The sequence below is a fragment of the Paenibacillus sp. FSL F4-0122 genome, from assembly GCF_038002845.1.
In the GTDB taxonomy this organism is placed as follows: domain Bacteria; phylum Bacillota; class Bacilli; order Paenibacillales; family Paenibacillaceae; genus Paenibacillus_AQ; species Paenibacillus_AQ odorifer.
In genome coordinates this window covers 115,364-141,167 of record NZ_JBBODI010000001.1, presented here as the reverse complement: position 1 = coordinate 141,167, position 25,804 = coordinate 115,364, and the positions used below count along the sequence as shown (strand labels likewise).

Annotated in this window: 26 protein-coding genes and 2 tRNA genes; 22 read left to right on the top strand and 6 right to left on the bottom strand. The window is 42.6% G+C overall.

Annotation, left to right across the window (positions count from 1 at the left end; all coding sequences use genetic code 11):
* Positions 1-38: 38 nt before the first annotated feature.
* The 4 genes from mutM to MHH49_RS00575 all read left to right on the top strand — a co-directional run bounded on the left by mutM (position 39) and on the right by MHH49_RS00575 (position 2,920).
* Positions 39-875 carry a DNA-formamidopyrimidine glycosylase gene (gene mutM / locus MHH49_RS00590; protein ID WP_339811250.1) on the top strand — a complete coding sequence of 279 codons (837 nt, stop codon included), beginning with the start codon at positions 39-41 and terminating at the stop codon, positions 873-875.
* Between the two features lie 132 nt (positions 876-1,007).
* Positions 1,008-1,754 carry a manganese efflux pump gene (locus tag MHH49_RS00585; RefSeq protein ID WP_036678965.1) on the top strand — a complete coding sequence of 249 codons (747 nt, stop codon included), beginning with the start codon at positions 1,008-1,010 and terminating at the stop codon, positions 1,752-1,754.
* A gap of 9 nt (positions 1,755-1,763) precedes the next feature.
* Entirely contained in the window at positions 1,764-2,360 is a 597-nt protein-coding gene (gene coaE, locus MHH49_RS00580) for a dephospho-CoA kinase (protein ID WP_036678968.1), read from the top strand.
* A complete protein-coding gene (locus MHH49_RS00575; RefSeq protein ID WP_036678971.1) occupies positions 2,357-2,920 on the top strand; it encodes a lytic transglycosylase domain-containing protein in 564 nt (187 codons plus the stop codon). Before coaE ends, MHH49_RS00575 begins: the two co-directional genes overlap by 4 nt.
* 84 nt (positions 2,921-3,004) lie before the next feature.
* Here the strand turns inward: MHH49_RS00575 and MHH49_RS00570 are convergent, their stop codons facing one another.
* On the bottom strand, positions 3,005-3,223 hold the full coding sequence (locus tag MHH49_RS00570) for an alpha/beta-type small acid-soluble spore protein (RefSeq protein ID WP_036678974.1): 219 nt from the start codon (positions 3,221-3,223) through the stop codon (positions 3,005-3,007).
* A 164-nt stretch (positions 3,224-3,387) separates the two neighbouring features.
* On the opposite strand from MHH49_RS00570, the gene nrdR reads away from it, so the two are divergent.
* From nrdR to MHH49_RS00555, 3 genes are all read left to right on the top strand, one after another.
* A complete protein-coding gene (gene nrdR, locus MHH49_RS00565; RefSeq protein ID WP_036678976.1) occupies positions 3,388-3,864 on the top strand; it encodes a transcriptional regulator NrdR in 477 nt (158 codons plus the stop codon).
* Between the two features lie 251 nt (positions 3,865-4,115).
* Positions 4,116-4,191, top strand: a tRNA-Ala gene (locus MHH49_RS00560).
* Between the two features lie 10 nt (positions 4,192-4,201).
* Positions 4,202-4,274, top strand: a tRNA-Lys gene (locus tag MHH49_RS00555).
* Between the two features lie 151 nt (positions 4,275-4,425).
* Here MHH49_RS00555 and MHH49_RS31105 read toward each other — a convergent pair.
* Positions 4,426-4,515 (bottom strand): putative holin-like toxin, encoded by a 90-nt coding sequence (locus MHH49_RS31105; protein ID WP_411830558.1) that lies wholly within the window; start codon positions 4,513-4,515, stop codon positions 4,426-4,428.
* A gap of 604 nt (positions 4,516-5,119) precedes the next feature.
* Between MHH49_RS31105 and ltrA the strand changes: the two genes are divergently transcribed.
* A complete protein-coding gene (gene ltrA, locus MHH49_RS00550) occupies positions 5,120-6,382 on the top strand; it encodes a group II intron reverse transcriptase/maturase (RefSeq protein ID WP_036681916.1) in 1,263 nt (420 codons plus the stop codon).
* 79 nt (positions 6,383-6,461) lie between these two features.
* Here the strand turns inward: ltrA and MHH49_RS00545 are convergent, their stop codons facing one another.
* Positions 6,462-6,920, bottom strand: a complete 459-nt coding sequence (locus MHH49_RS00545; RefSeq protein WP_036679196.1) for a MarR family winged helix-turn-helix transcriptional regulator — start codon at positions 6,918-6,920, stop codon at positions 6,462-6,464.
* Between the two features lie 165 nt (positions 6,921-7,085).
* Between MHH49_RS00545 and MHH49_RS00540 the strand changes: the two genes are divergently transcribed.
* Complete coding sequence (locus MHH49_RS00540) at positions 7,086-7,964, top strand: SDR family NAD(P)-dependent oxidoreductase (protein WP_036679199.1); 879 nt, start codon at positions 7,086-7,088, stop codon at positions 7,962-7,964.
* Positions 7,965-8,300: 336 nt separating this feature from the next.
* On the opposite strand, the gene MHH49_RS00535 is transcribed toward MHH49_RS00540, so the two are convergent.
* A complete protein-coding gene (locus MHH49_RS00535; protein ID WP_036679201.1) occupies positions 8,301-8,876 on the bottom strand; it encodes a TetR/AcrR family transcriptional regulator in 576 nt (191 codons plus the stop codon).
* Between the two features lie 192 nt (positions 8,877-9,068).
* Here MHH49_RS00535 and MHH49_RS00530 point away from each other — a divergent pair, with 192 nt between their 5' ends.
* On the top strand, positions 9,069-10,274 hold the full coding sequence (locus tag MHH49_RS00530) for an MFS transporter (RefSeq protein WP_036679204.1): 1,206 nt from the start codon (positions 9,069-9,071) through the stop codon (positions 10,272-10,274).
* Between the two features lie 106 nt (positions 10,275-10,380).
* On the opposite strand, the gene MHH49_RS00525 is transcribed toward MHH49_RS00530, so the two are convergent.
* The gene (locus tag MHH49_RS00525) at positions 10,381-10,746 is read right to left on the bottom strand and encodes a VOC family protein (protein WP_051491055.1); all 366 of its coding nucleotides are present in this window, start codon (positions 10,744-10,746) and stop codon (positions 10,381-10,383) included.
* 209 nt (positions 10,747-10,955) lie between these two features.
* Here MHH49_RS00525 and MHH49_RS00520 point away from each other — a divergent pair, with 209 nt between their 5' ends.
* The 12 genes from MHH49_RS00520 to MHH49_RS00465 all read left to right on the top strand — a co-directional run bounded on the left by MHH49_RS00520 (position 10,956) and on the right by MHH49_RS00465 (position 24,780).
* Positions 10,956-11,738 (top strand): helix-turn-helix domain-containing protein, encoded by a 783-nt coding sequence (locus tag MHH49_RS00520; RefSeq protein WP_036679206.1) that lies wholly within the window; start codon positions 10,956-10,958, stop codon positions 11,736-11,738.
* A 209-nt stretch (positions 11,739-11,947) separates the two neighbouring features.
* Complete coding sequence (locus MHH49_RS00515; protein ID WP_341137829.1) at positions 11,948-13,729, top strand: cache domain-containing sensor histidine kinase; 1,782 nt, start codon at positions 11,948-11,950, stop codon at positions 13,727-13,729.
* A 5-nt stretch (positions 13,730-13,734) separates the two neighbouring features.
* Entirely contained in the window at positions 13,735-14,931 is a 1,197-nt protein-coding gene (locus tag MHH49_RS00510) for a response regulator transcription factor (protein WP_339211726.1), read from the top strand.
* 29 nt (positions 14,932-14,960) lie between these two features.
* Positions 14,961-16,238, top strand: a complete 1,278-nt coding sequence (locus MHH49_RS00505) for an ABC transporter substrate-binding protein (RefSeq protein ID WP_339211727.1) — start codon at positions 14,961-14,963, stop codon at positions 16,236-16,238.
* Positions 16,239-16,376: 138 nt separating this feature from the next.
* Positions 16,377-17,861 carry a glycoside hydrolase family 68 protein gene (locus MHH49_RS00500; RefSeq protein WP_076098518.1) on the top strand — a complete coding sequence of 495 codons (1,485 nt, stop codon included), beginning with the start codon at positions 16,377-16,379 and terminating at the stop codon, positions 17,859-17,861.
* Positions 17,862-17,964: 103 nt separating this feature from the next.
* Entirely contained in the window at positions 17,965-19,506 is a 1,542-nt protein-coding gene (locus MHH49_RS00495) for a glycoside hydrolase family 32 protein (RefSeq protein ID WP_038574312.1), read from the top strand.
* Between the two features lie 174 nt (positions 19,507-19,680).
* Positions 19,681-20,259, top strand: a complete 579-nt coding sequence (locus tag MHH49_RS00490; protein ID WP_036679214.1) for a TetR/AcrR family transcriptional regulator — start codon at positions 19,681-19,683, stop codon at positions 20,257-20,259.
* A gap of 90 nt (positions 20,260-20,349) precedes the next feature.
* Complete coding sequence (locus tag MHH49_RS00485) at positions 20,350-20,811, top strand: FMN-binding protein (protein ID WP_036679218.1); 462 nt, start codon at positions 20,350-20,352, stop codon at positions 20,809-20,811.
* Between the two features lie 21 nt (positions 20,812-20,832).
* Positions 20,833-21,354 (top strand): flavodoxin family protein, encoded by a 522-nt coding sequence (locus MHH49_RS00480; protein WP_051491057.1) that lies wholly within the window; start codon positions 20,833-20,835, stop codon positions 21,352-21,354.
* Between the two features lie 143 nt (positions 21,355-21,497).
* Complete coding sequence (locus MHH49_RS00475; RefSeq protein WP_036679224.1) at positions 21,498-22,142, top strand: hypothetical protein; 645 nt, start codon at positions 21,498-21,500, stop codon at positions 22,140-22,142.
* Positions 22,143-22,635: 493 nt separating this feature from the next.
* Positions 22,636-23,364 (top strand): WD40/YVTN/BNR-like repeat-containing protein, encoded by a 729-nt coding sequence (locus MHH49_RS00470; RefSeq protein WP_341137828.1) that lies wholly within the window; start codon positions 22,636-22,638, stop codon positions 23,362-23,364.
* Between the two features lie 177 nt (positions 23,365-23,541).
* A complete protein-coding gene (locus MHH49_RS00465; RefSeq protein WP_036679228.1) occupies positions 23,542-24,780 on the top strand; it encodes an RICIN domain-containing protein in 1,239 nt (412 codons plus the stop codon).
* Positions 24,781-24,796: 16 nt separating this feature from the next.
* Here the strand turns inward: MHH49_RS00465 and MHH49_RS00460 are convergent, their stop codons facing one another.
* The gene (locus tag MHH49_RS00460) at positions 24,797-25,759 is read right to left on the bottom strand and encodes a glycosyltransferase family 8 protein (RefSeq protein ID WP_326046444.1); all 963 of its coding nucleotides are present in this window, start codon (positions 25,757-25,759) and stop codon (positions 24,797-24,799) included.
* Positions 25,760-25,804 lie beyond the last annotated feature (45 nt).

The window sequence follows — 25,804 nt, the reverse complement described above, 5'->3', positions numbered from 1 at the left end:
GTGCATATCAGCTATAATGTAGTTGAGGTGAAGACATCATGCCGGAATTACCGGAAGTAGAGACAGTCAAGAGAACACTTAATGAGTTAGTTAATGGAAAGCAGATAGAGAATGTAACCGTCCGGTTGGCGCGGATTATTCAGCGTCCGGATGATATTCAGGCTTTTGCCCACCTGCTGGCAGGTCATAGCATTGTTAAAGTTGAACGAAGAGGAAAGTTTTTGCGTATTGTTCTGGATGGTCTGGTGCTTGTGTCACACTTGCGGATGGAAGGCCGTTACGGACTTTTTTTAAATGATGACCCACTGGACAAGCATACACATGTGATTTTTCATTTTACGGATGGAACTGAGCTGCGTTACACGGATGTTCGCCAGTTCGGTACGATGCATCTTTTTCAGATGGGAGAAGATCTTCAGCTGCCGCCTTTAAACAAGCTGGGGCAGGAGCCGCTGGAGCCTTCTTTTACACCGGAGAGGTTTAAGCAGATCGTGTCAGGTAAAAGCACCAAAATTAAATCGCTGCTGCTTAATCAGGAATATATCGTCGGCATCGGCAATATTTATGTAGATGAGTCGTTGCACCGTGCGGGCATCCATCCTGAAGACAGCGCCAAATCGCTCACGGACAATCAATTGGACAAGCTGCATCATGCCATTGTAAGCACGCTGGCCGAAGCGGTTAACGCCGGAGGTTCATCTGTTAAGTCATATGTTAATGGCCAAGGTGAGAGCGGTACGTATCAGCAGCAGCTATTGATTTACGGTCGTAAGGATCAGCCGTGCAGTAACTGTGGAACGATGATTGAGAAGACGGTTGTAGGCGGTCGTGGCACGCATTATTGTCCAAATTGCCAGCGCCCGACTGTTAACTGAATTTGTTGAAATAATAAGGTTGGCACCCACTACTTGTCCCGCCCATATACTGTGTGAAGAATGCTTAATAGAGAACGGAAGCTGAAACGATAAACTTTTCAGTTTGCCGGTTCTTCACAGGAGGGATTGCGGGTGCTCAGCCCATTATTTTCACTGCTATTGCTAGCGTTTGCCTTGAGTTTGGACGGTTTTGGTGTAGGAATTACATATGGGCTGCGTAAAATGAAAATACCACTGCTCTCCGTTCTGATTATCTCGCTCTGTTCGGGGGTAGTTATCTGTGTATCGATGCAGGTTGGGGTTTTGCTTGCCAAGGTAGTGTCTCCGAATGCAGCTTCTATGGTTGGTGCGGTTATACTTGTGCTAATGGGGTGCTGGTCACTTGTTCAGATGCTGATGCAAAAAGAGAAAGATGCAGATGGCGGACGTAAAGCTGAAACGGTAGATGAGGGCTCATTTTCCGAGCAGGCTTGGGCAGAGGTAGCTGCTGATTCTGAAGCGGGAACAGAACCTGTTATGAATGATGAACCGTTGAAATCAGCTGTTTTTTCGCTTGAGCTACGCCGTTTGGGGATTGTAGTGCAGATCTTGCGTACCCCGTCTTCTGCGGATATGGATGCCTCAGGAAGCATCTCTTCGATGGAGGCGATGATACTTGGGATTGCGCTCTCTCTGGATGCTTTTGGGGCTGGACTTGGCGCAGCGCTGCTTGGCTTCAATCCGATATGGACATCACTTACAATAGCTTTGTTTAGTGGTACATTTCTATTGCTGGGTATGAAGACTGGACTTAGATTTGCCGGGAACTACTGGATGAAGCATGCTGCCGCATTACCAGCGTTATTATTAATTGCAATGGGAATACTGAAGCTATTATGAGGTGAGTACATGATTATAGGCTTAACCGGAGGAATCGCATCCGGAAAAAGCACAGTGTCTGCACTGCTTGTGAACAAGGGAGCGAGGCTGGTTGATGCCGATGTGATCGCTAGAGAAGTTATGCTTCCCGGGCATGAAGTGTTGGCTGCTGCTGCTAAGCAATTCGGAAAAGAGATCCTTTTTCCGGATGGAACACTGAATAGGGCCAAATTAGGTGAAATCGTCTTTCAAGATCCGGTGGCCCTGCAAACCTTGAACAATTTGACGCATCCTGCCATCCGGCAGGAAATCAAAAAACGTATGTACAGCATGGAGCAGGAAGAGCCGAAGCGGCTTATTATTGTGGATATTCCGCTTCTTTTTGAATCAGGGCTTGAGACCCTGTTCCATGAGATTGTAGTAGTCTACGTTCCCCGTGAAGTGCAAATTGCTCGATTAATGGAACGTAATAGGCTCTCTTTAGAAGAAGCAGAAGCGCGATTGAATGCACAGATGGATATTGAACAGAAACGTAATAAAGCGGACTACATCATCGACAACAGTGGCGATCTTGCGTACACTGAGCAACAGGTTGCTGTTTTTTGGGACAGGCTGGGTTTATCATGAAATGGTTACGTAAAAAAAGAGTACTGCTTCTGCTATTTGTTGGTTTTACGGCAATATTGTTTCTGAGTACAAACTGGATGTCGTGGTTTTATCCCATCCATTTTAAAGACGAGATTCGCAAGCACAGCATCACTTATGAGATAGACCCGTTTCTTGTAACCGCGATTATTCGTGTAGAAACGAACTTTAAAACTGGACGAGAATCCAAAAAAGGCGCACTAGGGCTGATGCAGCTTATGCCGGATACCGCGAAGTGGGCGCTGGAAAAGGCCAAGCTTCCAAACGTATCTATGGAAGAACTCAAGCATGAGCCTTCGGCTAATATTGAACTGGGTACATGGTATCTTTCAACTTTATCCCGTCAGTTCGAAGGCAAACGTACAGCAATTATCGCAGCTTATAATGCTGGGCCGGGAAAAGTTCAACGCTGGTTGGACGAAGGGATCTGGGATGGGACAGATGCAACCATTAAAGATATTCCCATTGGTGAAACCAGGCATTATGTACAGCGCGTTAATTATTACTATGATCAGTACACGGACATTTACAAAGAATTTTAATTTCTGCCGTGTTATGTATAAAAAGAAGTATTAAACGACCTGTAGGTCGTTTAATACTTCTTCAAAAAGCTTATGTTGGTCAGGTTATTTGTATTGACCTGCCAGTTGTTGTTCTGCCAGGGTTACAAGACGTTTAGTGATGTAACCACCGATCGAACCATTTTCATAAGAAGTTTTATTGCCTTGGTAACCATCTGGGGAAAGCGTGATTCCTAGTTCTTGGGCAACTTCGTATTTAAGTTGTTCCAAGGCACCGCGGGAATTTGGAGCTACAAGGTTATTGGAGTTGTTGCTTTGGCTCATTGCTGTTCACCTCCTCTGTTGGTAACTGTATTATGTGCCGGACTTGCCATTATCATTACAAGAAAAAAACGGTGATTTCTGGAAATAATAAAAAAGCCGTTCAAAAGCCGGATTTATAACATTCCGGGACCAATACCATTATGTAATAGGAAGTGATGAAGCTTATGAAATGCCCTTACTGCGATCACACAAATACTAAAGTGCTGGACTCGCGACCAGCGAATGAAAATAAGTCAATCCGTCGTAGGCGTGAATGTGAGCGTTGCAGCAAACGTTTCACTACTTTTGAAATGATTGAAGAGACGCCACTGATTGTAATTAAAAAAGACGGCAGCCGTGAGGAATTCAGTCGTGATAAAATACTCCGCGGTCTTATCCGTGCTTGTGAGAAACGGCCGGTTTCTGTGGAACGTCTAGAAAAGATCGTGTCCGAGGTTGAGAAATCTTTGCGCGGCATCGCCGTTGCGGAAGTGGAAAGCCAACAGATTGGTGAATTCGTGATGGAGCAGCTCTACCCAGTTGATGAAGTGGCTTACGTTCGTTTTGCGTCCGTATATCGCCAGTTCAAGGATATTAACATGTTCATGAAGGAACTCAAGGGGCTGCTGTCCAAGAGTACGGGAGAATTAGAGGGATTATAGGGTTTTGCCCAGTTAGGGCGTTACAGCCAGTCCTAGGGTCTGCTAGGAGTGCTTCTACTGGTTTGTTTCCTCTAAGTTCTCAGCGGGGAATTTGAGTGGAAAAATGAATTTTAAAAAAAGTGTTGACATAGAGGGCGATTTTTTATATTATATAGAAGTCGCCTACGACGCTTGAGTTTATCGGAACAACTCAATTACGACCAAACTAAAATTTAAAAATGTGTGATTACATACATCTGAAATTTCAGTTTGGGGCCATAGCTCAGCTGGGAGAGCGCATCGCTGGCAGCGATGAGGTCAGGGGTTCGATCCCCCTTGGCTCCACCAAACATCATATGGACTCTTAGCTCAGTTGGTAGAGCAGTAGACTCTTAATCTATTTGTCCAGGGTTCGAGCCCCTGAGAGTCCATCCTAAAGAAACGGCAGAAATGCCGTTTCTTTGCTGTTTGGGGAGTGAGTGACTTTTGATTTGGTTTTGATCGTGGTATAGTTTGGGTAGATAAAAGCGGCTTCGGAAGTTTAGTCAGGAAATAGACCGCATTCCTTTGCGAGAGGGCGGTCTATTTCTTTTTGAGGTAGTTGAGCAATGCAATAATGAACATGCCGAACATGAACATCAGTGATAATTGCTGACTCCAATTACAGACAATCCATATCTAAAGAAACAGCAAGATGCTGTTTCTTTTTTTGTGTGCGCCCAGCATGGGCGCTATCTATAGGGTTGAAGTCCCGAATGGCGAAGGCAGTAGTAGCCATTAGCTTAAGGCAAGGGTGTCCACCGCGAGGTGGAATCTGAAGGAAGCCAGCGGCAAATCTCCGGTCTGAGGAATACGAACTTCATACAAGGCTAACGTAGGCTGGATGAGGTTGCACAACAAACCAAAGTCCATACTGCCAAAGGCGTACGAGAGTAAATGAAGCAGATAGATGGAGAGGAAGATAGCGTTCTTACCTGGGGAGATCTGTGTGATAGGCGAGTATACTTCGTAACCCTACTTGTGAGAGTAGGCTGAGTGCACAGAAGTCAGCAGACGCCATAGTACGCAAGCTGTTGCAACAGCTGCGGAAGGGCTGAACATGGAATAGGATTTATACATCCAGGCGTTCAAGATGAGCGATGAATGCAGAAAAAAAAATCCGAAAGGACCTGACTGAAGAAGGAAACGGTGAATCCCGTGGGGGTCTTCAGCAGGGCGGAGTTCATCTTTGGCACAAATGGAAGGTATAAATCACGTAAAGAGAGGTTAAAAAAAAATGTTGGAGCAACTGCTATCACGGGAAAATCTTCTGCAAGCCTTAAAGCGTGTTGAAGCGAATAAAGGAAGTCATGGCGTAGATGGGATGTCCGTAAAATCCTTACGAGAACACATCGTACAAAACTGGCAGACCTTGCGGCATGCCATAGAAGAAGGAACCTATGAACCGAGCCCCGTGCGCCGAGTCGAAATCCCGAAACCCGGTGGCGGAGGTGTTAGGTTACTAGGAATACCTACCGTGACAGATCGAATGATTCAACAAGCAATCGCGCAGGTGTTAACTCCATTGTTTGATCCAGAGTTTTCCGACCATAGCTATGGATTCCGTCCGAAAAGACGAGGGCATGATGCGGTGAGGAAAGCTCGAACCTTTATGAAAGAAGGATATCGATTCGTAGTCGACCTAGACTTGGAGAAATTCTTTGATCGCGTCAACCATGACCGACTGATGATGAAGATTTCGGAGAAAGTGGAGGACAAGAAAGTTCTCCTGCTTATCCGCAAATATCTTCAGTCAGGTGTGATGGAGAACGGGTTAGTAACCCCGACAACGGAAGGTGCCCCGCAAGGCGGTCCACTGAGTCCGTTATTATCTAACATTGTCCTAGATGAGCTCGACAAAGAACTCGAGAAACGTGGGCACCGCTTCGTTCGTTATGCGGATGATTGCAATATTTACGTGAAAACGCTAAGAGCAGGAGAGAGAGTCAAGACAACGGTCACCCGATTCATCGAGACGAGGCTAAAGCTGAAGGTGAACCAAGTAAAGAGCGCGGTAGACCGTCCCTGGAAACGAAAGTTTCTAGGATTTAGTTTTAGTGTGGACAAAGAACCAAAGGTGAGAATTGCGAAGCAGTCCTTACAGAGAGTCAAGGTTCGAATACAGGAGATATCCTCTCGAAAGAGATCGATGAAGATGGAAGAGCGAATCAAGGAACTAAACCACTACCTCATGGGATGGTGCGGTTATTTCTCGCTGGCGGATACCCCAAGTACCTTTCGAGATATGGATAAATGGATACGAAGAAGGCTACGAATGTGCCTCTGGAAGCAGTGGAAGACCCCTAGAACCAAAGTCAAAAGACTTATATCCTTAGGGGTACCTAAGGATAAAGCCTATGAGTGGGGAAATACCCGAAAAGGGTATTGGCGAATTGCAGGGAGTCCAATTCTACAACATGCATTGAATAACCAATATTGGGAAGCCAATGGATTAAAGAGTGTATTGGACAGATACAACTCCTTACGGAATATTTCATGAACCGCCGTATATCGAACGGTACGTACGGTGGTGTGAGAGGTCGGGGGCTAGCCGCCCCCTCCTACTCGATTCCCATTTATTAATTATCATTAAATCCATTAAACTCCTGAAGCATTTGGATAAAGGTTTCAAGCTGTTGATTATCCCATTGGGCTATGCGCTCATAAAATATGAATTCCTTATCCTGCAGCGCATCAAAGGTTTTTTGTCGTCCAAGATCAGTGAGAGTAAGAAGGATCGCTCGACGATCGTTAGGGGAGTCTTCCCTTTTGATATAACCCAAATTCTCGAGTTGCTTGATGAGACGGCTGACTGAACTACGATCCATAGCCGTTGATTCTGCCAACACAGAGGCGCTTGTTGGTCCATAAGAGTACAGCCAACGGATTATATGGAAAGCAGCAGGCTGTATAGTTGAATCGAAAGCGGCAGCAGTTCTGACATTTAGGGCATGCGAAGCACTAATGAGGGCACTAATTTGTCCACCTAGCTTCAGTTCTAATTGTCCTCTCGACGTGTCTTTACGTTCAGTATTCATTGTTTTAACCACCTAACCTTGTATTTTAAAGTCATCAAACATCTATGTAGTTGACATATATCAATCATCGTCATATAGTTGATATATATCAATTATATGATTTGGACAATACGCTGTCAAAATGAAATTGCCCCTGATGAATTCCTTATATAAAGGAGAATGTAGATGATGACAAAGCCGATTATTGTAATTACTGGAGCTACAAGCGGTTTGGGACAACTCGTTGCACTTGAAATGGCAAAGCAGGGTGCCCATCTTGTTCTGACTGCAAGGAGTAAAACCCGTTCGGAAGTAACTGAAAAAATGATAAAGGAGAGCGTACCAGCAGCCGAAATTAGTTTTTTCTACGGAGACTTATCCTCAATGAGGGATGTCACTAGGTTAGGACAAGAAATATCTAGTGTTTTTCCGAAGATAGATGTGTTAATAAATAATGCAGGGCTTCATGGGTTTGAACAGCGGATAACTGCCGATGGATTCTCAGAAATGATGGCTGTGAACTATTTTGCACCATGGTTATTGACACATACCTTAGAGCATTCTTTGAGAGCAGCAGGAAGTGCAAAAATCATAAATGTTGCTTCGGAAGCTTCACGCCGGCATGGAGTGCTAAAGTTGCCAGAAGATTTGCTCAATACAGCTTCTTTTACTTCCAGAGGATCATCTGAGATTTATGGGAAAACCAAACTGTTAAATATTATGTTTACCAGTGAGCTTGCACGTCGATGGGCGGAAACGGGAATTAGCGTTCATGCATTGAATCCGGGTTTTAACGTTACAGGTCTCGGGCGTGAACTTTGGTTTTCTTCGATGCTGAAGCACTTATTGAATTTCTTTCGTATTGGCGATCCTCGTAAAGGAGCTGAGATCATTATTCGTTTAATGACCGATCCTAAGTATCAAGAGAGCACCGGGGGATATTTTAACGTTGGGACAGGCAATCCCATTGTACCCGTACAACCGGGAGGAGATAAGGTAATGGAAAATAAATTATGGAACGATACGGGAGACATTTTGCAGCAGAAAGGTTTCGTTGGAAATTGATTTAATTAGTGAAACTGAGCTCCTGTCCGTTCGAATCACCCACTTATGATCCTGCGGACTGTATGGCTCTTATTTTCTTTATTCGGTGCAATTAGTCGAGTGATCGGACCGTAGCGCACTTATTTCCTCTCCAGTAGCAGTATTTTGTTTTGAAAAGACTAAATAAGTGCGTAGGAGTCCGATAGCTTGGGAAAACGCCCCATAATCAGAAAATAAGAGCACCTCGGTCCGTTGTATCTCAACCTTCCGCCAGGCCGACCTTTTATAGTACTACGAGCAGAAATAGACCGCATCTCTGGTGAGAGAGGGCGGTCTATTTTTCCATTACCGTTCCCGTTAGTTACGTATTCCTTGAAAAGCGTACCTCACCAACTGCTGCACATAAGCATCGTCTATGGGTTGGCCGGTCACCAGCAAGCGGTAGAATATCGGCCCGTAAATAAGATCGGTAACTACTTCAATATCGAGATTATCCTTCAATTCCCCGCGCTGAACACCCCGTTCCATAAGCAGCCGTGCCTCAAGCCGACGAGGCTGGAAATATCGGGTCCGATAAGCTTCCGCCAAACCTGAATCCATCTGTCCTTCGCCAATGATCTCCGTAATGATTTTACCCTCTCGACTAATCAAGAACCGGGATAAGTTCGTTGCATGCATGAGAATATCATCAAATACTGAACCTGTGTCAGGTACGGGCAGTCTGTCCGCAGCGGAGGATAGGAATGCATCCATCACCACGGCAGCCTTGTTAGGCCACCATTTATATATCGTAGCTTTGCTGACCTTGGCACGATCCGCTATTTTTTCCACCGTAACTGCTCCAAAACCATTTTCCAATAACAAATCATAGGATGCGGTAAGAATAGACTTCTCCGTCTCAACATTACGCGGACGCCCTCGTTTACTCTCCATCTGAAATCACCCTTTCATTAATCTGTTTCCAATCAAAATATAAACTATACGTTCAGTATACTAAAAAAACCTAAAAAAATAAATGACTATCACCTATTTACAAAACGATACGTTCAGTATATTATTTAAACATGAATTAGTGAACTGAACGTATAGTATTTAAATTATTAAGACCATCTGAGGAGGATTCACATGCAAAAAGAACAAGCGGTGAAAGAGAACCACATTTCAAGTTGGATGATGTTTATGTTAGCAGCCGCATGTGGGCTTATCGTGGCCAATCTTTATTATGCTCAAACCCTTGTTGGACCTATCAGTGTCTCGACAGGACTTTCTTCTACAGCCGCAGGCTTGATAGTCACTTTAACTCAAATCGGTTATGTTGTAGGTTTGTTATTTATCGTGCCGTTGAGTGACATTGTTGAGAATCGGCGTCTCACGATAATCACGTTAATGGTTGCAGTGGGTGCATTGCTGGTTGCAGCCTTCGCAGCTAATGCGCCTTTATTCCTGACAGCATCTTTGTTTATAGGAACCGGTTCTGTGGTAGCCCAAATCCTGGTGCCTTATGCCACCTATTTAGCGTCTGAAGAGCAGCGTGGGCGTGTGGTTGGTAATGTTATGAGTGGACTCTTACTAGGTATTATGTTTGCCCGGCCCGTGGCAAGCTTTATCACCAGCATCTGGGGATGGCAAGCCGTTTTTATTTTTTCAGCGGTCGTCATCACGTTGTTAGCCATTCTGCTGTCGCGATTTCTTCCTGAACGTAAACCTGCACCTTCGGTAAGCTATGGTAAATTAATTGTCTCTTTAGGCACCCTTTTAAAACAAACGCCTATATTGCGCCGACGTGCCTTATATCAAGCTTGTTTATTTGGAGCTTTTAGTCTCTTTTGGACGGTGGTTCCGTTGCGGTTGGCGGATGATTTTGGAATGTCGCAGCAAGGTATCGCAGGGTTTGCTTTAGTAGGTGTTGGTGGGGCTGTAGCCGCGCCGATTGCTGGAAGACTGGCAGATAAAGGTTGGAGCAAATGGTTAACCGGGCTGGCCATGATCATTGCCACCTTGTCTTTTTTACTAATTCATCTTTTCCATAGCCACTCAGCTTTTGCTCTCATTCTGCTCTTTATTTCCGCGATTACATTGGATATGGCCGTATCCGGAAATCTTGTACTCGGACAGCGTGTGATTTATTCATTGGGTAGTGAAGCGAGGGGGCGTCTTAATGGGATCTTTATGGCGATTTTCTTCGTGGGTGGAGCCGTTGGATCATCTTTGGGTGGTTGGGCTTATGCCTATGGGGGATGGACCTTCGCCTCACTCATCGGAGTGATCCTGCCGCTATTGGTTTTGGTTTACTTTTTCACTGAAAAAAGATCAACTAAAGCTGTTGAATAAAGCCTTGCTTTAAGAGTGGGGGTTAGGTTTTACACGGCAGAATAGACCGCTACCTTTGGTTAGGGCGGTCTATTTCTTTTTGAGGTAATAACGCGCTTGATAAACGTTAGTTATGCTCCGCTAACTGCACCTCAAACCCGTCCGGGTCCAGGATATAAAAGAACCGCAGGTGGGGATTGGGGGCGATTGGTCCGCGCGCTACTGGGATACCTTGGCTTTTTAAACTCTCCATCGCTTCATCAAGTGACTCCACTTCGAAACCCACAGAAACGCCACATTCCGGTTTCAAAGCCGGGTCACTTCCCTGAATAAGCTCGATCTTGGGTTGCCCCTCCAGACCTAACATGACGATCTGTTTTCCACTGCTCTCAAATCTACGCTCAATGGGTAGCCCCAGTATCCGGTTATAAAAATGAAGGGAAGCCTCCAGATCGCGGACCCGAAGCGTAATCCAATTCATACTCAATTTCATGGTTTTATAGTCTCCTCTGATGAATATTCTATATCGTATATTATACGCTATCATCTTGCCCGGAAACAGGGAGAACGGGGAATCAAGAACGTTTAATGAGGATAAAAGCCCGCAAAATCAACTGTGCAACCAGTGGTTGACAGTATGTAAGGGTAGATAGGTAGTCAATTACAGAACGTTATAATATGATGAGCATGAGGTGATGGCGAATGGACTTTGCAAATAAATTGCAAAGCTATAGGAAACAGAGAGGAATGTCCCAGGAGAACTTGGCGGAGGTGATTGGTGTTTCGCGGCAAGCCGTGTCTAAGTGGGAATCAGGTCAATCCTATCCCGAAATGGATAAGATGATTAGTTTAAGTGAATTATTTCACGTAAGTTTGGATCATCTGGTGAAGGATGCTTCAAGCGATACCAAAGCAGAGCATGTCGCAAGCCCCGTATATGTAGATCTGAATTCCTTGTTTCATTATGAGTACAAAAGTAAGAGAACATGCTTTGGAATTCCTCTGGTTCATATCCATATCGGACGGGGGCTATACGTTGCCAAAGGGGTTATTGCCATAGGTAATGTTGCGATTGGTGCTGTATCCATTGGTATTGTTGCTTTGGGCGGATTATGTTTAGGTGCGCTTGCTTTAGGACTCATCAGCTTTGCAGGTCTGGCTCTAGGGCTTTTGTTAGCCGTTGGGGGCATTGCGGCGGGTACAATGGCCGTTGGTGGAATAGCATTGGGGATATTTGCTGTTGGAGGTTTAGCTGTAGGTATGTTCTCCTTGGGTGGTCTCTCTATCGCTTCCCATATTGCAATGGGTGGATATGCAAGCGGGCATATAGCTATAGGGGATACCGTAAAAGGTGCTTATACCTTTATTACTCAAGATAATAATTTCAACGACATCAAGGGGGAGGAGGTAAGAAAGTTAATTCAGCAAGAATATCCACATCTTTGGAAGCCCATTGTGCAGGGAATTATTTCAATCTTCAAATAGCTGATTAATTTGCGGAAATTTCTTAACGGTTGTTTCATATGGATATAATTTGGGTAATAAACGATTGGCGTTTGTCATATATGGATCCGGCAAAAATACTTGTTGCTCAGCAACAAGTATTTTGATTTTGTGTTGGATATTTGTGAAAATATAAAACCTGATATTAGATTTTTTGCTGAAAACCGAAATTTTTACAGAGGAGTATTTATTTGAAAAGCATTCATAAGCGCTTATTATTCTTGCTGCTTGTGTTTATAATTCTACCGTATTTTTTATCCGTGTTGTTGATCTATCGGCAGACGAAAGAGAATGTGGAACGACATGAACTTGAGAACAGCCAAGAGCAAATTCAGCAGGCGTCAGCCGATCTAGAGCAATATTTGGACGAAATCATTAATCTTCCATATATTTTATACCGAAATCCAGACTTATTCAGGGTGTTTGAAGAAGGGTTAGAAGAAGATTTTTATTTTAAGCAGCTTGAAATTAATAAGGGTATGACTAACTTCTATCTCATGAGGAGTGAAATTCGTCAGATCCGTTTATTCATAAACGAAGGGAAAAGCTCATTTACAGTTTATAATGCCATGTTAAGTTCCCGTAAAAGGAATCCGGATTTATTACAGCAAGCTTCCATTCAGAAGCTGATGAGCTCTAATAGCAATTATCTTATTGAAGCTCCGCATCTGATTGAGAACTATAACGATACCTCCATTATGCCTCCTTCGGATAAAACGATGGTCTTGACGGTTCATCACAAAATTGTGGATGTCCTAACGCAGGAATTTCTGGGCGTCATCACTATGGATATTGATTTGGACAAGATTGCTCATATCGCTAATCATTTTCTACAGAAAAATAAAGAGAGCGTGTGGCTTTCCGATGCGGAGGATCATGTCATTTACGCCAGTGATGAAACATGGATAGGCAAAACCGTTCCCGATGAACTGCAAAGGAAAATAAGTCCGGCACAGGCAGATACTAAATCTCCAGAAGGAGATATTGTGTTTACTAGAACATTGCAGGAACCGATAAAAGAGTGGCATTTTGCTAAGGTAACCCCGAGCTCTTTTTTATTTGAAGATGTAAGGAAAACCGCCTATACAAACATCATTGTAGGTGTGGTTGTAGGTGGACTGGGCTTGATAATGATAACAATCATTTCATATGGATTTACACGGCCGATAAAATTGCTTAGTCAAAAAGTCCAGCGTATCGAGGGGAGGAATATGAATGCCCCATTCGACGATATGCGGGAGGACGAAATCGGTATTCTAGAAAGACACATCAAGGAGATGATGAATCGGATCAACCGTCACATTGACCGGGAGTATAAGCTTGAGATAGAGAACAGGAAAAATCAGCATAGGGCGCTAAAGTCGCAGATCAATCCGCACTTTTTATTTAATTCTTTACAATCCATTGCAGCTGTTGCCCTACTCTCTGAATCTCCAAAAGTATATCAACTGATTACCTCTTTATCCAAAATGATGCGGTACTCGATTCGTGTGGATCAGAAGGCGACGGTTCAAAGCGAAGTGGATTATGTACAGGCTTATTTGAATCTTCAAGCGGAACGTTTTCAGACTGATTTTAGCTATTCCATTGATATACCTAAAGATATTTTTGATATTCCGGTTCCTAGTATGATCCTGCAGCCGCTCGTTGAGAACTTTTTTAAGCACTGTTATGACGAGGGCTATGAACAAGCTTACATCCATATTTATGGTGAAATACAAGGTGAATATTTGAATCTAGTCGTAGAAAATAACGGAAACAGCGTGACGGATGATGAACTTGAGGCATTAAAAAATAATCTCTACACACCGGTTAACGAAGGCAATCCTTCTTTTGCACATATCGGGTTAAAAAACATTCATGATCGCTTGGTTCTTCATTTCGATCACACAGCGGGAATCAAACTAGATTCGATGCAGGGACAAGGGTTCACTGTACGGCTAGTAATTCCACTCTACCTAAAGGAGAAGTAACGTTTATGAAAGCTCTTATTGTAGATGATGAGTCTAATGTTAGAAAAATCATCCGTTTTTTGGGACGGTGGGAGCAATACGGGATTACCGAAGTGCTGGAAGCCAGAAATGGTCTCGAGGCTAAGGCGTTGATTGAGCAGAAATCTCCAGAGATCATAATGACAGATGTTAAAATGCCCAAAAATAGCGGGATGGAGTTAATCGAGTGGTTGGCTGCTAAAGACTATCCGGGAAAAGTGATTATGATTTCTGGGTTTGACGATTATTGTTTCATGCGTAAAGCGTTTAAGCTGGGATGCTTTGATTATTTGATGAAGCCAATTGAAGAGAAAATGCTGAATGAAACTTTAGAAGGGGCGTTGAGAGCCTGGGAACAAGAAGAGGGAGAACGTCGCAATATGGAGTCCGGATTTTATGAAGAAGTAAAAATATTTCGCTTAAACAGGGAGATTACTGCTGCTTGTAACGGTGAAGCTTTTGATGCAGGCGAAATTGCCTCAGCTCTCCCACAGGCAGACGTATACGACTTCACCATGATGTATTTTTACCAATCTCATTATTCGGAGCCATACATTCAGCTTTTGACCGAAGAACTGGTTACACGGGAGTGGGGAAATGCATTTACGCTTCAAAATGATCCTAATGTCTGTGTGATTCTGTCCCTTCATGGACAGTTTTTCCCGATAGAGGAATGGATTACCCAGCATTTTGATATACCTGTTCGTTTGGTTAGTGGCCCTTCCATTCAATCGCTCGCAGAGATATCCTTATCTTTTCAATCTGCACAAAGGTCTATGGCTGAACAAAATTTTAGAGCAATCCATCGTTTGGCGGATTTAGATGATGTTAGGCGTATGAATGATATTGTCGCATTTGTTGATGAGCATTATATGGAAGAGTTAAGTTTGGACAAATTATCCACCCGTTTTTTTCTGAGCCGAGAACATATCTCGCGGAGATTTAAGCAAGAAGTAGGGATGACTCTTACTAACTACGTCATTCATTTACGAATAAATCAAGCGAAACAGTGGTTACTGGAATCGGATGAAAAGATGTACTCGATTGCCTTAAAGCTAGGGTATCAAGATGAGATTTATTTCTCTAAGCTGTTCAAAAAAAACGTCGGTATGACGCCTGCTGAATATCGTAATTCACAGGGAGCAAGAGAAATAGACGCGGAAGTCAGGATAGCCAATACATAAGTTCATTGTTGAATGCATCTGGGGGAATTATGAAAATAAAAAGGGTTCAAATGATTATCGTGGGGTTGATTACGCTAACGCTTTCTTCATGTGGTGCGCATACACGTCCACTGAAGGAAGCGGATTTGAAGGTAGCGGATAAGACAGTCACTTTGGAGGTACTGAATCCTAAAGTGGAAATTTCTATAGAATTCGAGCAGATGGTTAAGGAATATGAAAAGGAAAACCCGAATATTAACGTGGAAATTCTAACCTTTGGCGGAGGAGCTAACTACCTTGATGAGCTAAAGGCGAGGTTTGCGGCCAATGTTGGTCCGGATATTTTTCCAAATGGCGGTTATGAAGAAGCGAGGGCATGGAGTAGATATCTTGAAGATTTATCGGATCAACCCTGGGTGGAACAGGCTTATGACGAGGCGCTAGAACCGATGAAGATGGACGGGAAAATATACGGGATGCCGATCAATTTTGAAGGCTACGGTTTTATTTATAATAAGGATTTATTCGCAAAGGCTGGGGTTACTCCTCTCCCGACAACGTTTACTGAATTAAAAGTGGCGGCGAAAAAGCTGAAGGCTATAGGTGTGACTCCTTTTTCTGTTGGGTATTCCGATCATTGGTTTTTTGTACTTCTGTTGAATATTGCTATTGCACAACAGGAGGAGCCGGATGCTTTTATTCAAGGGTTAAACAACGGAACACAATCTTTTCGAGAGAATAAGGAAGTTAAAGATGTCATTCGGATGCTGGATTTGACCGTACAATATGGTAACGAAAATTTTTTGACAACAGATTATAATTCGGAAGTTGAGTTATTTGCAACAGGGAGAACGGCGATTCTTAAACAAGGGAATTGGGTTCAGTCTAAAATTGATCAAATATCGCCGAATATGAATATCGGTTTTTTACCCATGCCTATTAATGATGGTGCCGAAAACAATGCGTTGCCAGTAGGGATATCTAATAATTGGGCTGTTAATAAAGAATCTTCGCCAGAAAAGAAGAAGGAAGCCAAAAAGTTTTTGAACTGGATGGTTTCCTCGGAAACAGGGAAAAAGTTCATGAAGGATCGCTTTCATTTTATTTCAGCTTTTAAAAATATAGAGACGGACCGTTCGGGAGCGCTTGTAAAAGATCTTATGCGATACGTCGATGAGCAGAAAACATTATCTTGGAATTGGTTCAAATTCCCTCCCAGAGCAAGAGAGGAGTTTGGCTATCTTATGCAAGCTTATGTAGGAGAGCAAATCAATCGGGATCAATTGCTTCAAGAGCTTCAAAAATCGTGGGATAGCCATGTGAAGTAATAAAACCAAATCAATATAACCCTGTAAATGCATCAATTCACGACATACTCATAACGTCTACTCTTCATTAGAATTTAAAAGGGGAACAGCACAAAGGAAGACCGAAACCCAAATTTAAAGTATAAGAGGAGTTAGATGATGAATTTCAAGAAAATGATTAAACAAACAACAATCCTAACCTTTACAGCTGCTTTAATGTTAGGTGGAGCTACTCAAACCTTTGCGAAAGGAAATAACAAGCCGAACAAGCCGGAGTACAATGACTACGGTTTCTCTCATATCACTCGCGCTGACATGTTGAAATTACCCAAACAACAAAATAGTAATCAATTCCAAGTCCCAAAATTTGATGCTTCAACGATTAAGAACATTCCTGCAGCCGTTAAGTTCGATGAGAATGGAAACAAAATTGAAATGGATGTTTGGGATACTTGGCCGCTGCAAAATGCAGATGGAACTGCAGCAAGTTATAAGGGGTATCAAATTGTTTTTGGTCTGGCGGGCGACCCTAATAACGGATCAGACACATTTATTTATTTGTTCTATAAGAAAGAAGGAGACAACTCTATCAGCAGCTGGAAGAATGCCGGCCGGGTGTTTAAGGATAGTGACAAACTTGTACCTGATGATTATGTTTTAAACAATCAAGCCGAAGAATGGTCCGGTTCAGCAACCATGACATCTGATGGCAAAGTTCGCTTGTTCTACACCAATCGTCATCCTTGGGATCCAGATCGCGGATTTTACGGGAAACAAACTTTAACTACAGCTCAAATTAATGTCTCTGCCCCGGATGGGGATACCCTTAAGATTGATGGCGTAGAAGATATGAAATCCATCTATGACGGTAATCAAGGTGAAATTTATCAAAGTCTTGATATCACCGGTTTCAGCAAAGGCGATTACGACGATAATCATACCTTAAGAGATCCTCACTATGTGGAGGATAAAGGCCACAAGTATCTTGTGTTTGAAGCAAATACAGGGACAACTACGGGTTACCAGGGTGAAGAATCTCTCTTTAACAAAGCTTATTATGGTAATAGCAATGCCTTCTTCCAAGCGGAGAAAAAGAAATTACTAAGCAGTGCTGACAAAACATCTGCGGAAACCGCGAATGGTGCGCTCGGTATCATTGAATTAAATAATGATTATACATTCAAAAAAGAAATGAAGCCGCTACTTGCCTCCAATACCGTGACAGATGAAATTGAACGTGCGAACATATTTAAATTGAATGGCAAGTGGTATCTGTTCACAAGCTCAAGAGGTTCTAAAATGTTCATTGATGGCATTGATGATGAAGACATCTACATGCTCGGGTACGTATCTAATTCTTTAAACGGACCGTATAAACCATTAAATGGTACAGGACTTGTCCTCCATCAAGATCTTAATCCTTATGATATTACCTGGACTTATGCTCACTTTGCGATTCCGCAAGTGAAAGGGAATAATGTAGTCATCACAAGTTACATGACGAATAGAGGTTACTTTGGGGATCATCATTCCACTTTTGCCCCAAGCTTTGTGCTGAATATTAAAGGCTCCAAGACTTCAGTTGTACCGAACAGCATTTTGGAACAAGGGCAATTGACACTTAAAGGTAACAAACCGTATTAATTATTTACAAAGTAAATGCCAATGTAGTTGGCGTTTACTTTTCTTTTTATAAGCTAAGATTAGCAATGTGAAAAAAGCGAGGTATATTTTGAATAAGAAAAAAATGATAGGAATCACTATATTAATCCTTTGTTTAATTTGTATTGTGACAATAGTATTAGTAACTTATGGCGCTGGAGAGAAGAATAAGCCAGGGACCGACGTTCCTGATCATAAACCTACCACTCGGGCTAGCTATCATTTCACTGTACCTGAGCATTGGAAAAACGATCCGCAAAAACCCATTTATTTTGATGGTAAATATCATTACTATTATCTCTATAATGCTGATTACCCGGATGGAAATGGTACAGAATGGAGACATGCCACATCAACGGATTTGGTGAGCTGGACAGATGAAGGCGTTGCGATTCCAAAATATACAACACCCAATGGTGATCCCTGGTCAGGATCTGTTGTTGTTGACGATAGCAATACAGCAGGTTTTGGCGAAGGGGCAATTGTGGCGATTTTAACACAGCCCTCTGCAGAGGCGGGGAAGCAAGAACAATATTTATGGTTCAGTACGGATCGTGGGCTGACGTTTAAATCTTATAGTGATGATCCTATTTTGCCAAATCCGGGCACAGAAGATTTCAGAGATCCGAAGATAATATGGGATCAACATTCTCATAAATGGGTGATGACACTAGCCGAAGGTACGAAAGTAGGCTTTTACGAGTCTGACAATTTAAAGGATTGGCACTACACAAGCGGCTTCGAAACAGAAAATATCGGAATTGTGGAGTGTCCTGACTTCTATATGATGCGGGCGAATGATGGCACTTATAAATGGGTTCTTGGGGTCAGTGCAAATGGTAAGTCGATAGGTAAACCCAACACGTATGCCTACTGGACTGGAGATTTTAATGGGAATGAATTTATCACGGATTATCATGAACCACAGTGGCTAGATTATGGATTTGATTGGTATGGTGCTGTAACGTTTGAAGAGGGAAAGGATAAGGATCAATACAATCATCGATATGCTTTGGCCTGGATGAATAATTGGGATTACCCTCATGTTACCCCCAATCTTAACGAAGGTTTTAACGGAATGGATTCAATCGTGCGTCAAATAAAATTAACACGAGATGAAGAGCAATCGTATCAGCTAGTATCACAGCCCATCGAAGCATTAGATCAAATGGTAACTTCAACGGATTCCTTGCAAAAAATAAAAGTGAACGGCTCGTCAACACTTGATATCACAGGTGAAAATTACCAGCTCGATGCAGATCTATCTTGGTCAGAGATTACCAATGTAGGCTTAAGACTTCGTGAATCAGCAGATAAGACGCGCCATGTGGATGTAGGAGTGTTTGTTGAAGGACAATATTCTTATGTTAACAGAGCCTTTACTGGACAACCTGATAAGAGTGACAGATATCTTGAAAGCAAGGCCCCCTTTGATGTGAACAAGAAAAAAGTGCATCTGAAGATCCTTGTGGATAGAACAAGTATTGAAGTTTTTATAGATGATGGTGAAATTGTATTTTCTAATGAAATTTTCCCGGAAATAAATGATCAAGGCATTACCTTGTTTTCTGAAGGTGGCACCGCGATTTTTAATAATGTTGTAATTAAGCATTTTGGCAAAGATTAGAATGATTAGTCAGAATTTTTCTAATTCTTGCGCAATAAGAGGGCACTCCAACCTAATTTGGGTGATGCTATAGATGTTAATGCTTTTGGTGATCTATTTTTGCATTGACATACCAAGCTGTTAACACTATGATATGAATGAAAAAATAATTATTCATTCACGGAGAGACGAAAAGTGGAAGACAAAAAAACAAAGATATACGAATGCGCGAAAGAGCTATTTAGCAATAAAGGCTTTAAAGATACTAATGTTTCTGGCATTACCAAAATGGCTGGAATAGCTGTAGGAAGTTTTTACAACTATTATCCCTCTAAGGAAAAGCTTTTTATGGATATTTTTTTAGAGGAAAACGAAAAGCTCAAAAAAAGCTGTATGCAATCGCTCGATATGAGCCAAAGCCCACTGGCAGTAATACGGCAGATGATGGCGCTTAATTTGGAAGGTATGATAGCCAACCCCATTCTTAAGGAATGGTATAACAAAAGTGTTTTCGCAAAAATCGAACAGTTGTACCGGGAAGAAACCAACATTCAGGTAAACGACATCTTGTATGATAGCTTCCATGAAATCATTAAGCAGTGGCAAGCCGATGGTAAAATGCGCAGCGATATGGATAGTAAAATGATTATGATGATTTTCGCCGCAATGATTAATGTGGAAACCCACAAGGAAGAAATCGGGCTGGAGCACTTTCCACAACTTCTGGACAATATGCTGGAACTAATCATGAAGGGTTTGACAGACTGCCCCTAATACACTTATGGTGCAGTTTTTTTTCTTGTATAATGAATGAATAATTAAATATTCATTCGAAATTGAAATCCAAAAGAAGGAGGCAAGCAGGTGAGTAAGAGAAGAGGAAAAAAGCGAAAATTCAATAAATGGATTATTGTTCTCAGCATTCTATGCGTGATTACAGTCATAGGTTGGATAGGTGGTATTCTCTTGACTGCTCCGGGAAGGCATGAGGTTCAGCAGCTTACTATCAACGTCATAGATATACAGAATCTGCGGGAGGGTACCTATGTGGGGGAATACATTGGCATCAAAGATCATTCCAGAGATACCAAGGTGAGGGCAATAATATCTGCTGAACGGCTGACAGATATAAAAATACTCAAAGGTGCCTTGGACAAAACAGGGAACCCTGCTGAACTGAAGGATGGTCTAGGCATTGGTGATTTGTTTAGTCATGTGATTGAATCGCAGTCTCTTCAGGTGGACGTTATCAGCGGGGCAACGCTTACCTCTAAAATACATCTTAAGGCACTCGAAAATGCCCTACAGCAGGCGGAGACGAAATAATTCATTTTAAGGAGAATTTATATGAACATTGCAGTCATTTCGTATTCATTCACAGGTAATAATGAAGCATTAGCAAGGAGTGTGGCGAATGCGTTGTCGGCTGAACATATCCGAATCTCGGAAGCCAAACCCCGAACACTCGGTAGGATTACCTTCGATATGATTTTTGACAGGATACCGTTGGTTCAACCGAAGCCTGAGCAAATAGGAAAATATGATATTATCCTATTTTTTGGACCGGTTTGGATGGGGAAAGTGGCCACACCGCTCCGTGCCTATTTAAAGGATTTGAAGAAAAATCCGCAAAAGTATGGTTACCTTTCAATCAGTGGCGGAGCTGACGGTCCAAATCCGAAGGTGCCAGGGGAGCTCAGAAAAAGAACTGGAGCAGATCCTGTTGTATTCATCGAGCAGCATATCGCAGATCTGATATCGGCAGATCACAAACCTGCACGTAAAGATACCTCAGCTTATAAGTTAAATGAGGGGGATATTAATCAATTAACTGGTAAAATAGTGAAGAAAGTAAGGGATATGATCTAGCTATTGAGCTCCAGCGAGACGAACAGAGAAACGGCAAAGCTGCCGTTTTTTTGTTTTCTCTGCAATCTGGTAGAAATTGTTCTATTATAAAGTGTTCGTTCAATTCGCTAGATGGTATGATAGGTATGGGAGGGAATTATAAAATGAACAATGAGACGACTAATGAAAATGAAATAACAAATGAGAATGAGGAAGTAAATGATAATACAGAAATGTCTGAAGAGGATATGGCACAGCTGCTAAAGGCTGTTCACCATAACGGCCTTGTAGCATTGAGAGTACACTTTAAAGATGTTGAAGGACAAGTATTGAACATGGAAGCCTACGGTCCTGTTTTTGTTTTTCACGTGAAAACTGAATTAGATCAGGTGTATTCCTGCGGATTTTTTCTGCGCGAGTTAATTGCAAGATTCCAGTCGGGTAAGGATCCGGCAGCATGGATGGCCTCATTCTTCGTTGAGCTGATGAAAATTGAGGGAGGCAAAACACTTCCAAAACCACCAGCAAGTGAAGAAGAAGCAAAAGGGATCATTGACAATGTGTTAGTTCCGCTTTGTATTGAGGAAATTACCCAAGAATTTGCTCCAGAAAAAGTGCATGTCGGGCTGGCATGGAACGAGAAATTGGGACCAGTCTTCGAGGCTGGATTTCCAGCGATCACCGATGGGAATAACGTATGTGCATTCCCGCTTCATCTGTTGCTGACCCATTTGCAATTGAACCGGGATCCATCTGAGCTGCTTGTTCAGGGCATGTATAACATCCGCAGAGAACATGGATTGGAGTAAAACAGGCTCTGAGCCCTGACCATCCATAACCCAAAGAAACGGCAGAAATGCCGTTTCTTTTTCTTTTGACATTCAAAGAGTAGATCCTTGCTCAATGAATTCATTCATATCTACTATAGGCTGATAACCTGCTGCTTGAAGGTTTCGTTCACATCATCTTCGGATTGTATAGCGCTTATCTTTGCTTTTTAGCTCTATTTACCGAACTCGCGGACCGTATAGCCCTTATTGTCTGTTTATCGCCGATAAAAGTAGGAGAATTAGCCAAAGAGTTGCATCTCAGTCCGTTAACAGAAGAATTCTCTTGAAATTGAACCAATAACGTCTCCTCGGTCCGATAGGACTTGGTGTAGCTGGATTATATAAAGAAACTGTAAATACTTTTCAGATATTTTAGGATAAAATTTCATTTACTGAATACGTTTGCGGACGAAGCTATATGCACAGCACCACTATACTTTTTTAGAAAAATAAACGAAGGCGTGGTAACAAGATGAAATATCTAGTTTCAATACTACTAATTGCTGCAGTGATAGCATCTGGTTGTTCCAATACCACTCCAATCCCTCATCCAACTTCTAATCAGGAAACTTCTCCTTCTCCTAATCCAAATACAAATTTGAATTCTGATACTGATTCTTCAGATAACCGCAGAGAAGATACTGTGTTCCTCAACAAAAATATAGGTTGGAAAGCAGTCTATCATTTTCAAGGGATGTCACGCGAAGATATGGAGCTTTATGCAACTAGTGATGGGGGAGAGACTTGGAAGGAGATTGGGGATAGCTTACAAGCAGGAAGTACTCTTCCTAGCGGGGTGAAATCGGGACTTACTTTTGTTAATGAAAAAGAAGGCTGGATTACAACGAATGCTCCATGGGAGGGAAAGGTTGGTTTATATAAAACAATGGATGGTGGAGTTACCTGGAGTGAACAGACAGTCACAGTGCCGGGTGAGTTAGTAAACTCGCAAATCTATGCTTATCCTCCCCTCTTTCTTACGAAGGATCAAGGAATCTTAATTACTCGGCCCGTTGAAAAAGAACATACATTGTTATTTATAACGATAGACGGAGGACAACATTGGAAATCATTCCTTGACGATCATATGGATCAGTATGTTGGTATAGCATGGACGCTCTCTGAGAGTATGGCGACGGTGAAATACGCAGAGAAAACCTGGACATTAAGCATGCAGAACTATGGAAAATGGTCCCTTTAATCGAAATGTTGGCATATTGCGTTTAGAAAAGACGTACACATCAAATGAAGCGAGGCGTTAACCTGACTCCGGCTGTTATAGCTGTTTATGGGATAACGTTTTGTTTTATCCAATATTCGAAACCGGTTTCAAATGTGCGAGCGCGCCGCGCAATGAAATCAGTAGGAGGAAAAGACGATGTTACGAAAAGGAAAAATGTTAAGTCTATTTCTGCTGTTCACCCTCTTAATTGCTTGGGTACCTACAGGGAGTTCAAGCGCGGCATCAAGCTGGAATCTGGCATGGAGCGATGAATTTGATGGGAATTCTCTGAACACTAATAATTGGTCGGCGGAAATAGGTACGGGTAGCGGAGGTTGGGGAAACAATGAGCTTCAGTATTATACCAGTCGCCCGCAGAACCTGCAGGTAACAGGTGGGAATTTAGTGATTACTGCACAAAAGGAGTCGTACGGGGGGATGAATTATACCTCTGCACGGATCAAAACACAGGGACTCAAAAGCTTCACCTACGGAAAAATCGAAGCTAGAATCAAATTGCCTTCAGGACAGGGACTCTGGCCAGCATTTTGGATGCTTGGGGCGAATATTGATTCAGTGGGTTGGCCGAAATCTGGGGAAACGGACATTATGGAGCGTGTAAACAATAATGCTTTTGTTAATGGGACGGTACATTGGGATGCCAATGGGCATGCCGAGTACGGTCAGGTGTCTGGTAACCTCGATTTCTCACAGTACCATGTGTACAGCGTGGAATGGGATGCGAATTATATAAGATGGTTTGTAGACGGCAACCCATTTAATGCTTTTTATATTGAGAACGGAACCGGAAATACGGAGGAGTTCCAGAAACCTTTCTTCATCCTGCTAAACCTTGCCGTGGGTGGAAATTGGCCGGGAAGTCCAAATGCTTCAACTGCTTTCCCAGCTCAAATGCTGGTTGATTACGTACGTGTGTATCAGGCTGCGCCTACCTCAAGCATTGTTAGTGGTGGGATTTACACTTTAGCTGACAAGGCTAGTGGTAAGGTTCTGGACGTAGTGGATGTATCCACAGCAAGCGGGGCGAAAATGCAGCAATGGACCAATTACACTGCCAATAATCAGAAATTTAAAGTGGAGAGTACAGGCGACGGTTATTACAAGCTTACGGCAGTGCATAGTGGAAAAGTGTTGGATGTGCCAAACTCATCAACCGCGAGCGGTGTACAGCTGCAGCAGTGGGATGACAATGGTACCAACGCTCAGCGATGGAGCATTATTGATGTCGGAGGGGGCTATTATAAACTTATTTCAAAAGTGAGCGGATTAGCCATGGATGTATCCGGAGCATCAACAGCCGATGGCGCAGCTGTCCAGCAGTGGACAGATAACGGGAGTGATGCTCAGAAATGGTTTTTTACGAAAGTGAACTAAAGAATGCCGCCCCATATCAAATGGGGCTTTTTCTAATCGGTCTAATCGGTCTAATCGGTCTAATTTGTTTTAAATCGGATAAAAAAATAGGGGTTAAGTTCAACTGAACAATTTTTATTTTCTGCTTGTTTCTATTTCGGGTGAGGTGTGGTTTTAAAGGGCTGCTTTTCCGTTTTCTTCGTCTGATTTTGGCCCTGGTGATTCTCCAAGGGGTTAGCTTTAGGAATTGCTGATATAGGGATGAACCCGCGGAATCTTTATTCCAGCATTTATCATCTCCGGCAAAATGGATGATTTTGTTAGTGAAATCATGGTCCGGAATGTTTGTGTTGAACGAATTAAAACGGATATCAAGGGGGAGGTAATTCCCACCAAAAACCGCATTCAGAACATCCTGATCTGGCATGGTGACATCAGGAAAGGTACGTAGGAAGGTTAGCATTTCTTCGTACCAGTTGGTATTCTGGCGGATATTATGCAAAGAAAATAAAATCACTCCGGAATTAAAATAAAGCTCAGGATTTAATCCCTTAGCGCTCACAATATGAGCAACCTCTCTAATCCCCTGGTCCCAAATTGCGGCCAAATACTTGTCATCCAGTTCAACCTGCCATAATTCAGTTATGTCCATATTCACTAATACATCGCAGTCCAGATAGATGATTTTGTCCACGGGTATTAGTGCAGGAAGAAGCAATCGATACATACATGCCTGCGTCCATACATTAATGGAGTTAACATTGGCTAACACCTGAGTTAGATCATCGGGCATAGTGATTGAATAAAAGCTAAGGGTATGATTATGTTTTGTAGTTAATGCGCTAAGCCTGCGCTTATTAGTTTCACTTAAAGAAACATCATGTAAAATATGAATATGAATTGGGGAACTCGTATGATGAAAAATTGACGCTAGAACGACTCCGGCATGTTCAGCATATTTCCCATCCTTATCTTGAAAAGCCAAGGCGATATCGATCATTTGATTTATCCTCTCTTCACGTTTGTGTACGAATGTACCACAGTA

Bases quoted from the DNA above. Each gene is read 5' to 3' on its own strand.
- mutM (WP_339811250.1), top strand. From the start codon at position 39: ATGCCGGAATTACCGGAAGTAGAGACAGTCAAGAGAACACTTAATGAG.
- coaE (WP_036678968.1), top strand. From the start codon at position 1,764: ATGATTATAGGCTTAACCGGAGGAATCGCATCCGGAAAAAGCACAGTG.
- MHH49_RS00575 (WP_036678971.1), top strand. From the start codon at position 2,357: ATGAAATGGTTACGTAAAAAAAGAGTACTGCTTCTGCTATTTGTTGGT.
- MHH49_RS00570 (WP_036678974.1), bottom strand. From the start codon at position 3,223: ATGAGCCAAAGCAACAACTCCAATAACCTTGTAGCTCCAAATTCCCGC.
- nrdR (WP_036678976.1), top strand. From the start codon at position 3,388: ATGAAATGCCCTTACTGCGATCACACAAATACTAAAGTGCTGGACTCG.
- ltrA (WP_036681916.1), top strand. From the start codon at position 5,120: ATGTTGGAGCAACTGCTATCACGGGAAAATCTTCTGCAAGCCTTAAAG.
- MHH49_RS00545 (WP_036679196.1), bottom strand. From the start codon at position 6,920: ATGAATACTGAACGTAAAGACACGTCGAGAGGACAATTAGAACTGAAG.
- MHH49_RS00540 (WP_036679199.1), top strand. From the start codon at position 7,086: ATGATGACAAAGCCGATTATTGTAATTACTGGAGCTACAAGCGGTTTG.
- MHH49_RS00535 (WP_036679201.1), bottom strand. From the start codon at position 8,876: ATGGAGAGTAAACGAGGGCGTCCGCGTAATGTTGAGACGGAGAAGTCT.
- MHH49_RS00530 (WP_036679204.1), top strand. From the start codon at position 9,069: ATGCAAAAAGAACAAGCGGTGAAAGAGAACCACATTTCAAGTTGGATG.
- MHH49_RS00525 (WP_051491055.1), bottom strand. From the start codon at position 10,746: ATGAAATTGAGTATGAATTGGATTACGCTTCGGGTCCGCGATCTGGAG.
- MHH49_RS00520 (WP_036679206.1), top strand. From the start codon at position 10,956: ATGGACTTTGCAAATAAATTGCAAAGCTATAGGAAACAGAGAGGAATG.
- MHH49_RS00510 (WP_339211726.1), top strand. From the start codon at position 13,735: ATGAAAGCTCTTATTGTAGATGATGAGTCTAATGTTAGAAAAATCATC.
- MHH49_RS00505 (WP_339211727.1), top strand. From the start codon at position 14,961: ATGAAAATAAAAAGGGTTCAAATGATTATCGTGGGGTTGATTACGCTA.
- MHH49_RS00500 (WP_076098518.1), top strand. From the start codon at position 16,377: ATGAATTTCAAGAAAATGATTAAACAAACAACAATCCTAACCTTTACA.
- MHH49_RS00495 (WP_038574312.1), top strand. From the start codon at position 17,965: ATGATAGGAATCACTATATTAATCCTTTGTTTAATTTGTATTGTGACA.
- MHH49_RS00480 (WP_051491057.1), top strand. From the start codon at position 20,833: ATGAACATTGCAGTCATTTCGTATTCATTCACAGGTAATAATGAAGCA.
- MHH49_RS00475 (WP_036679224.1), top strand. From the start codon at position 21,498: ATGAACAATGAGACGACTAATGAAAATGAAATAACAAATGAGAATGAG.
- MHH49_RS00470 (WP_341137828.1), top strand. From the start codon at position 22,636: ATGAAATATCTAGTTTCAATACTACTAATTGCTGCAGTGATAGCATCT.
- MHH49_RS00465 (WP_036679228.1), top strand. From the start codon at position 23,542: ATGTTACGAAAAGGAAAAATGTTAAGTCTATTTCTGCTGTTCACCCTC.
- MHH49_RS00460 (WP_326046444.1), bottom strand. From the start codon at position 25,759: ATGATCGATATCGCCTTGGCTTTTCAAGATAAGGATGGGAAATATGCT.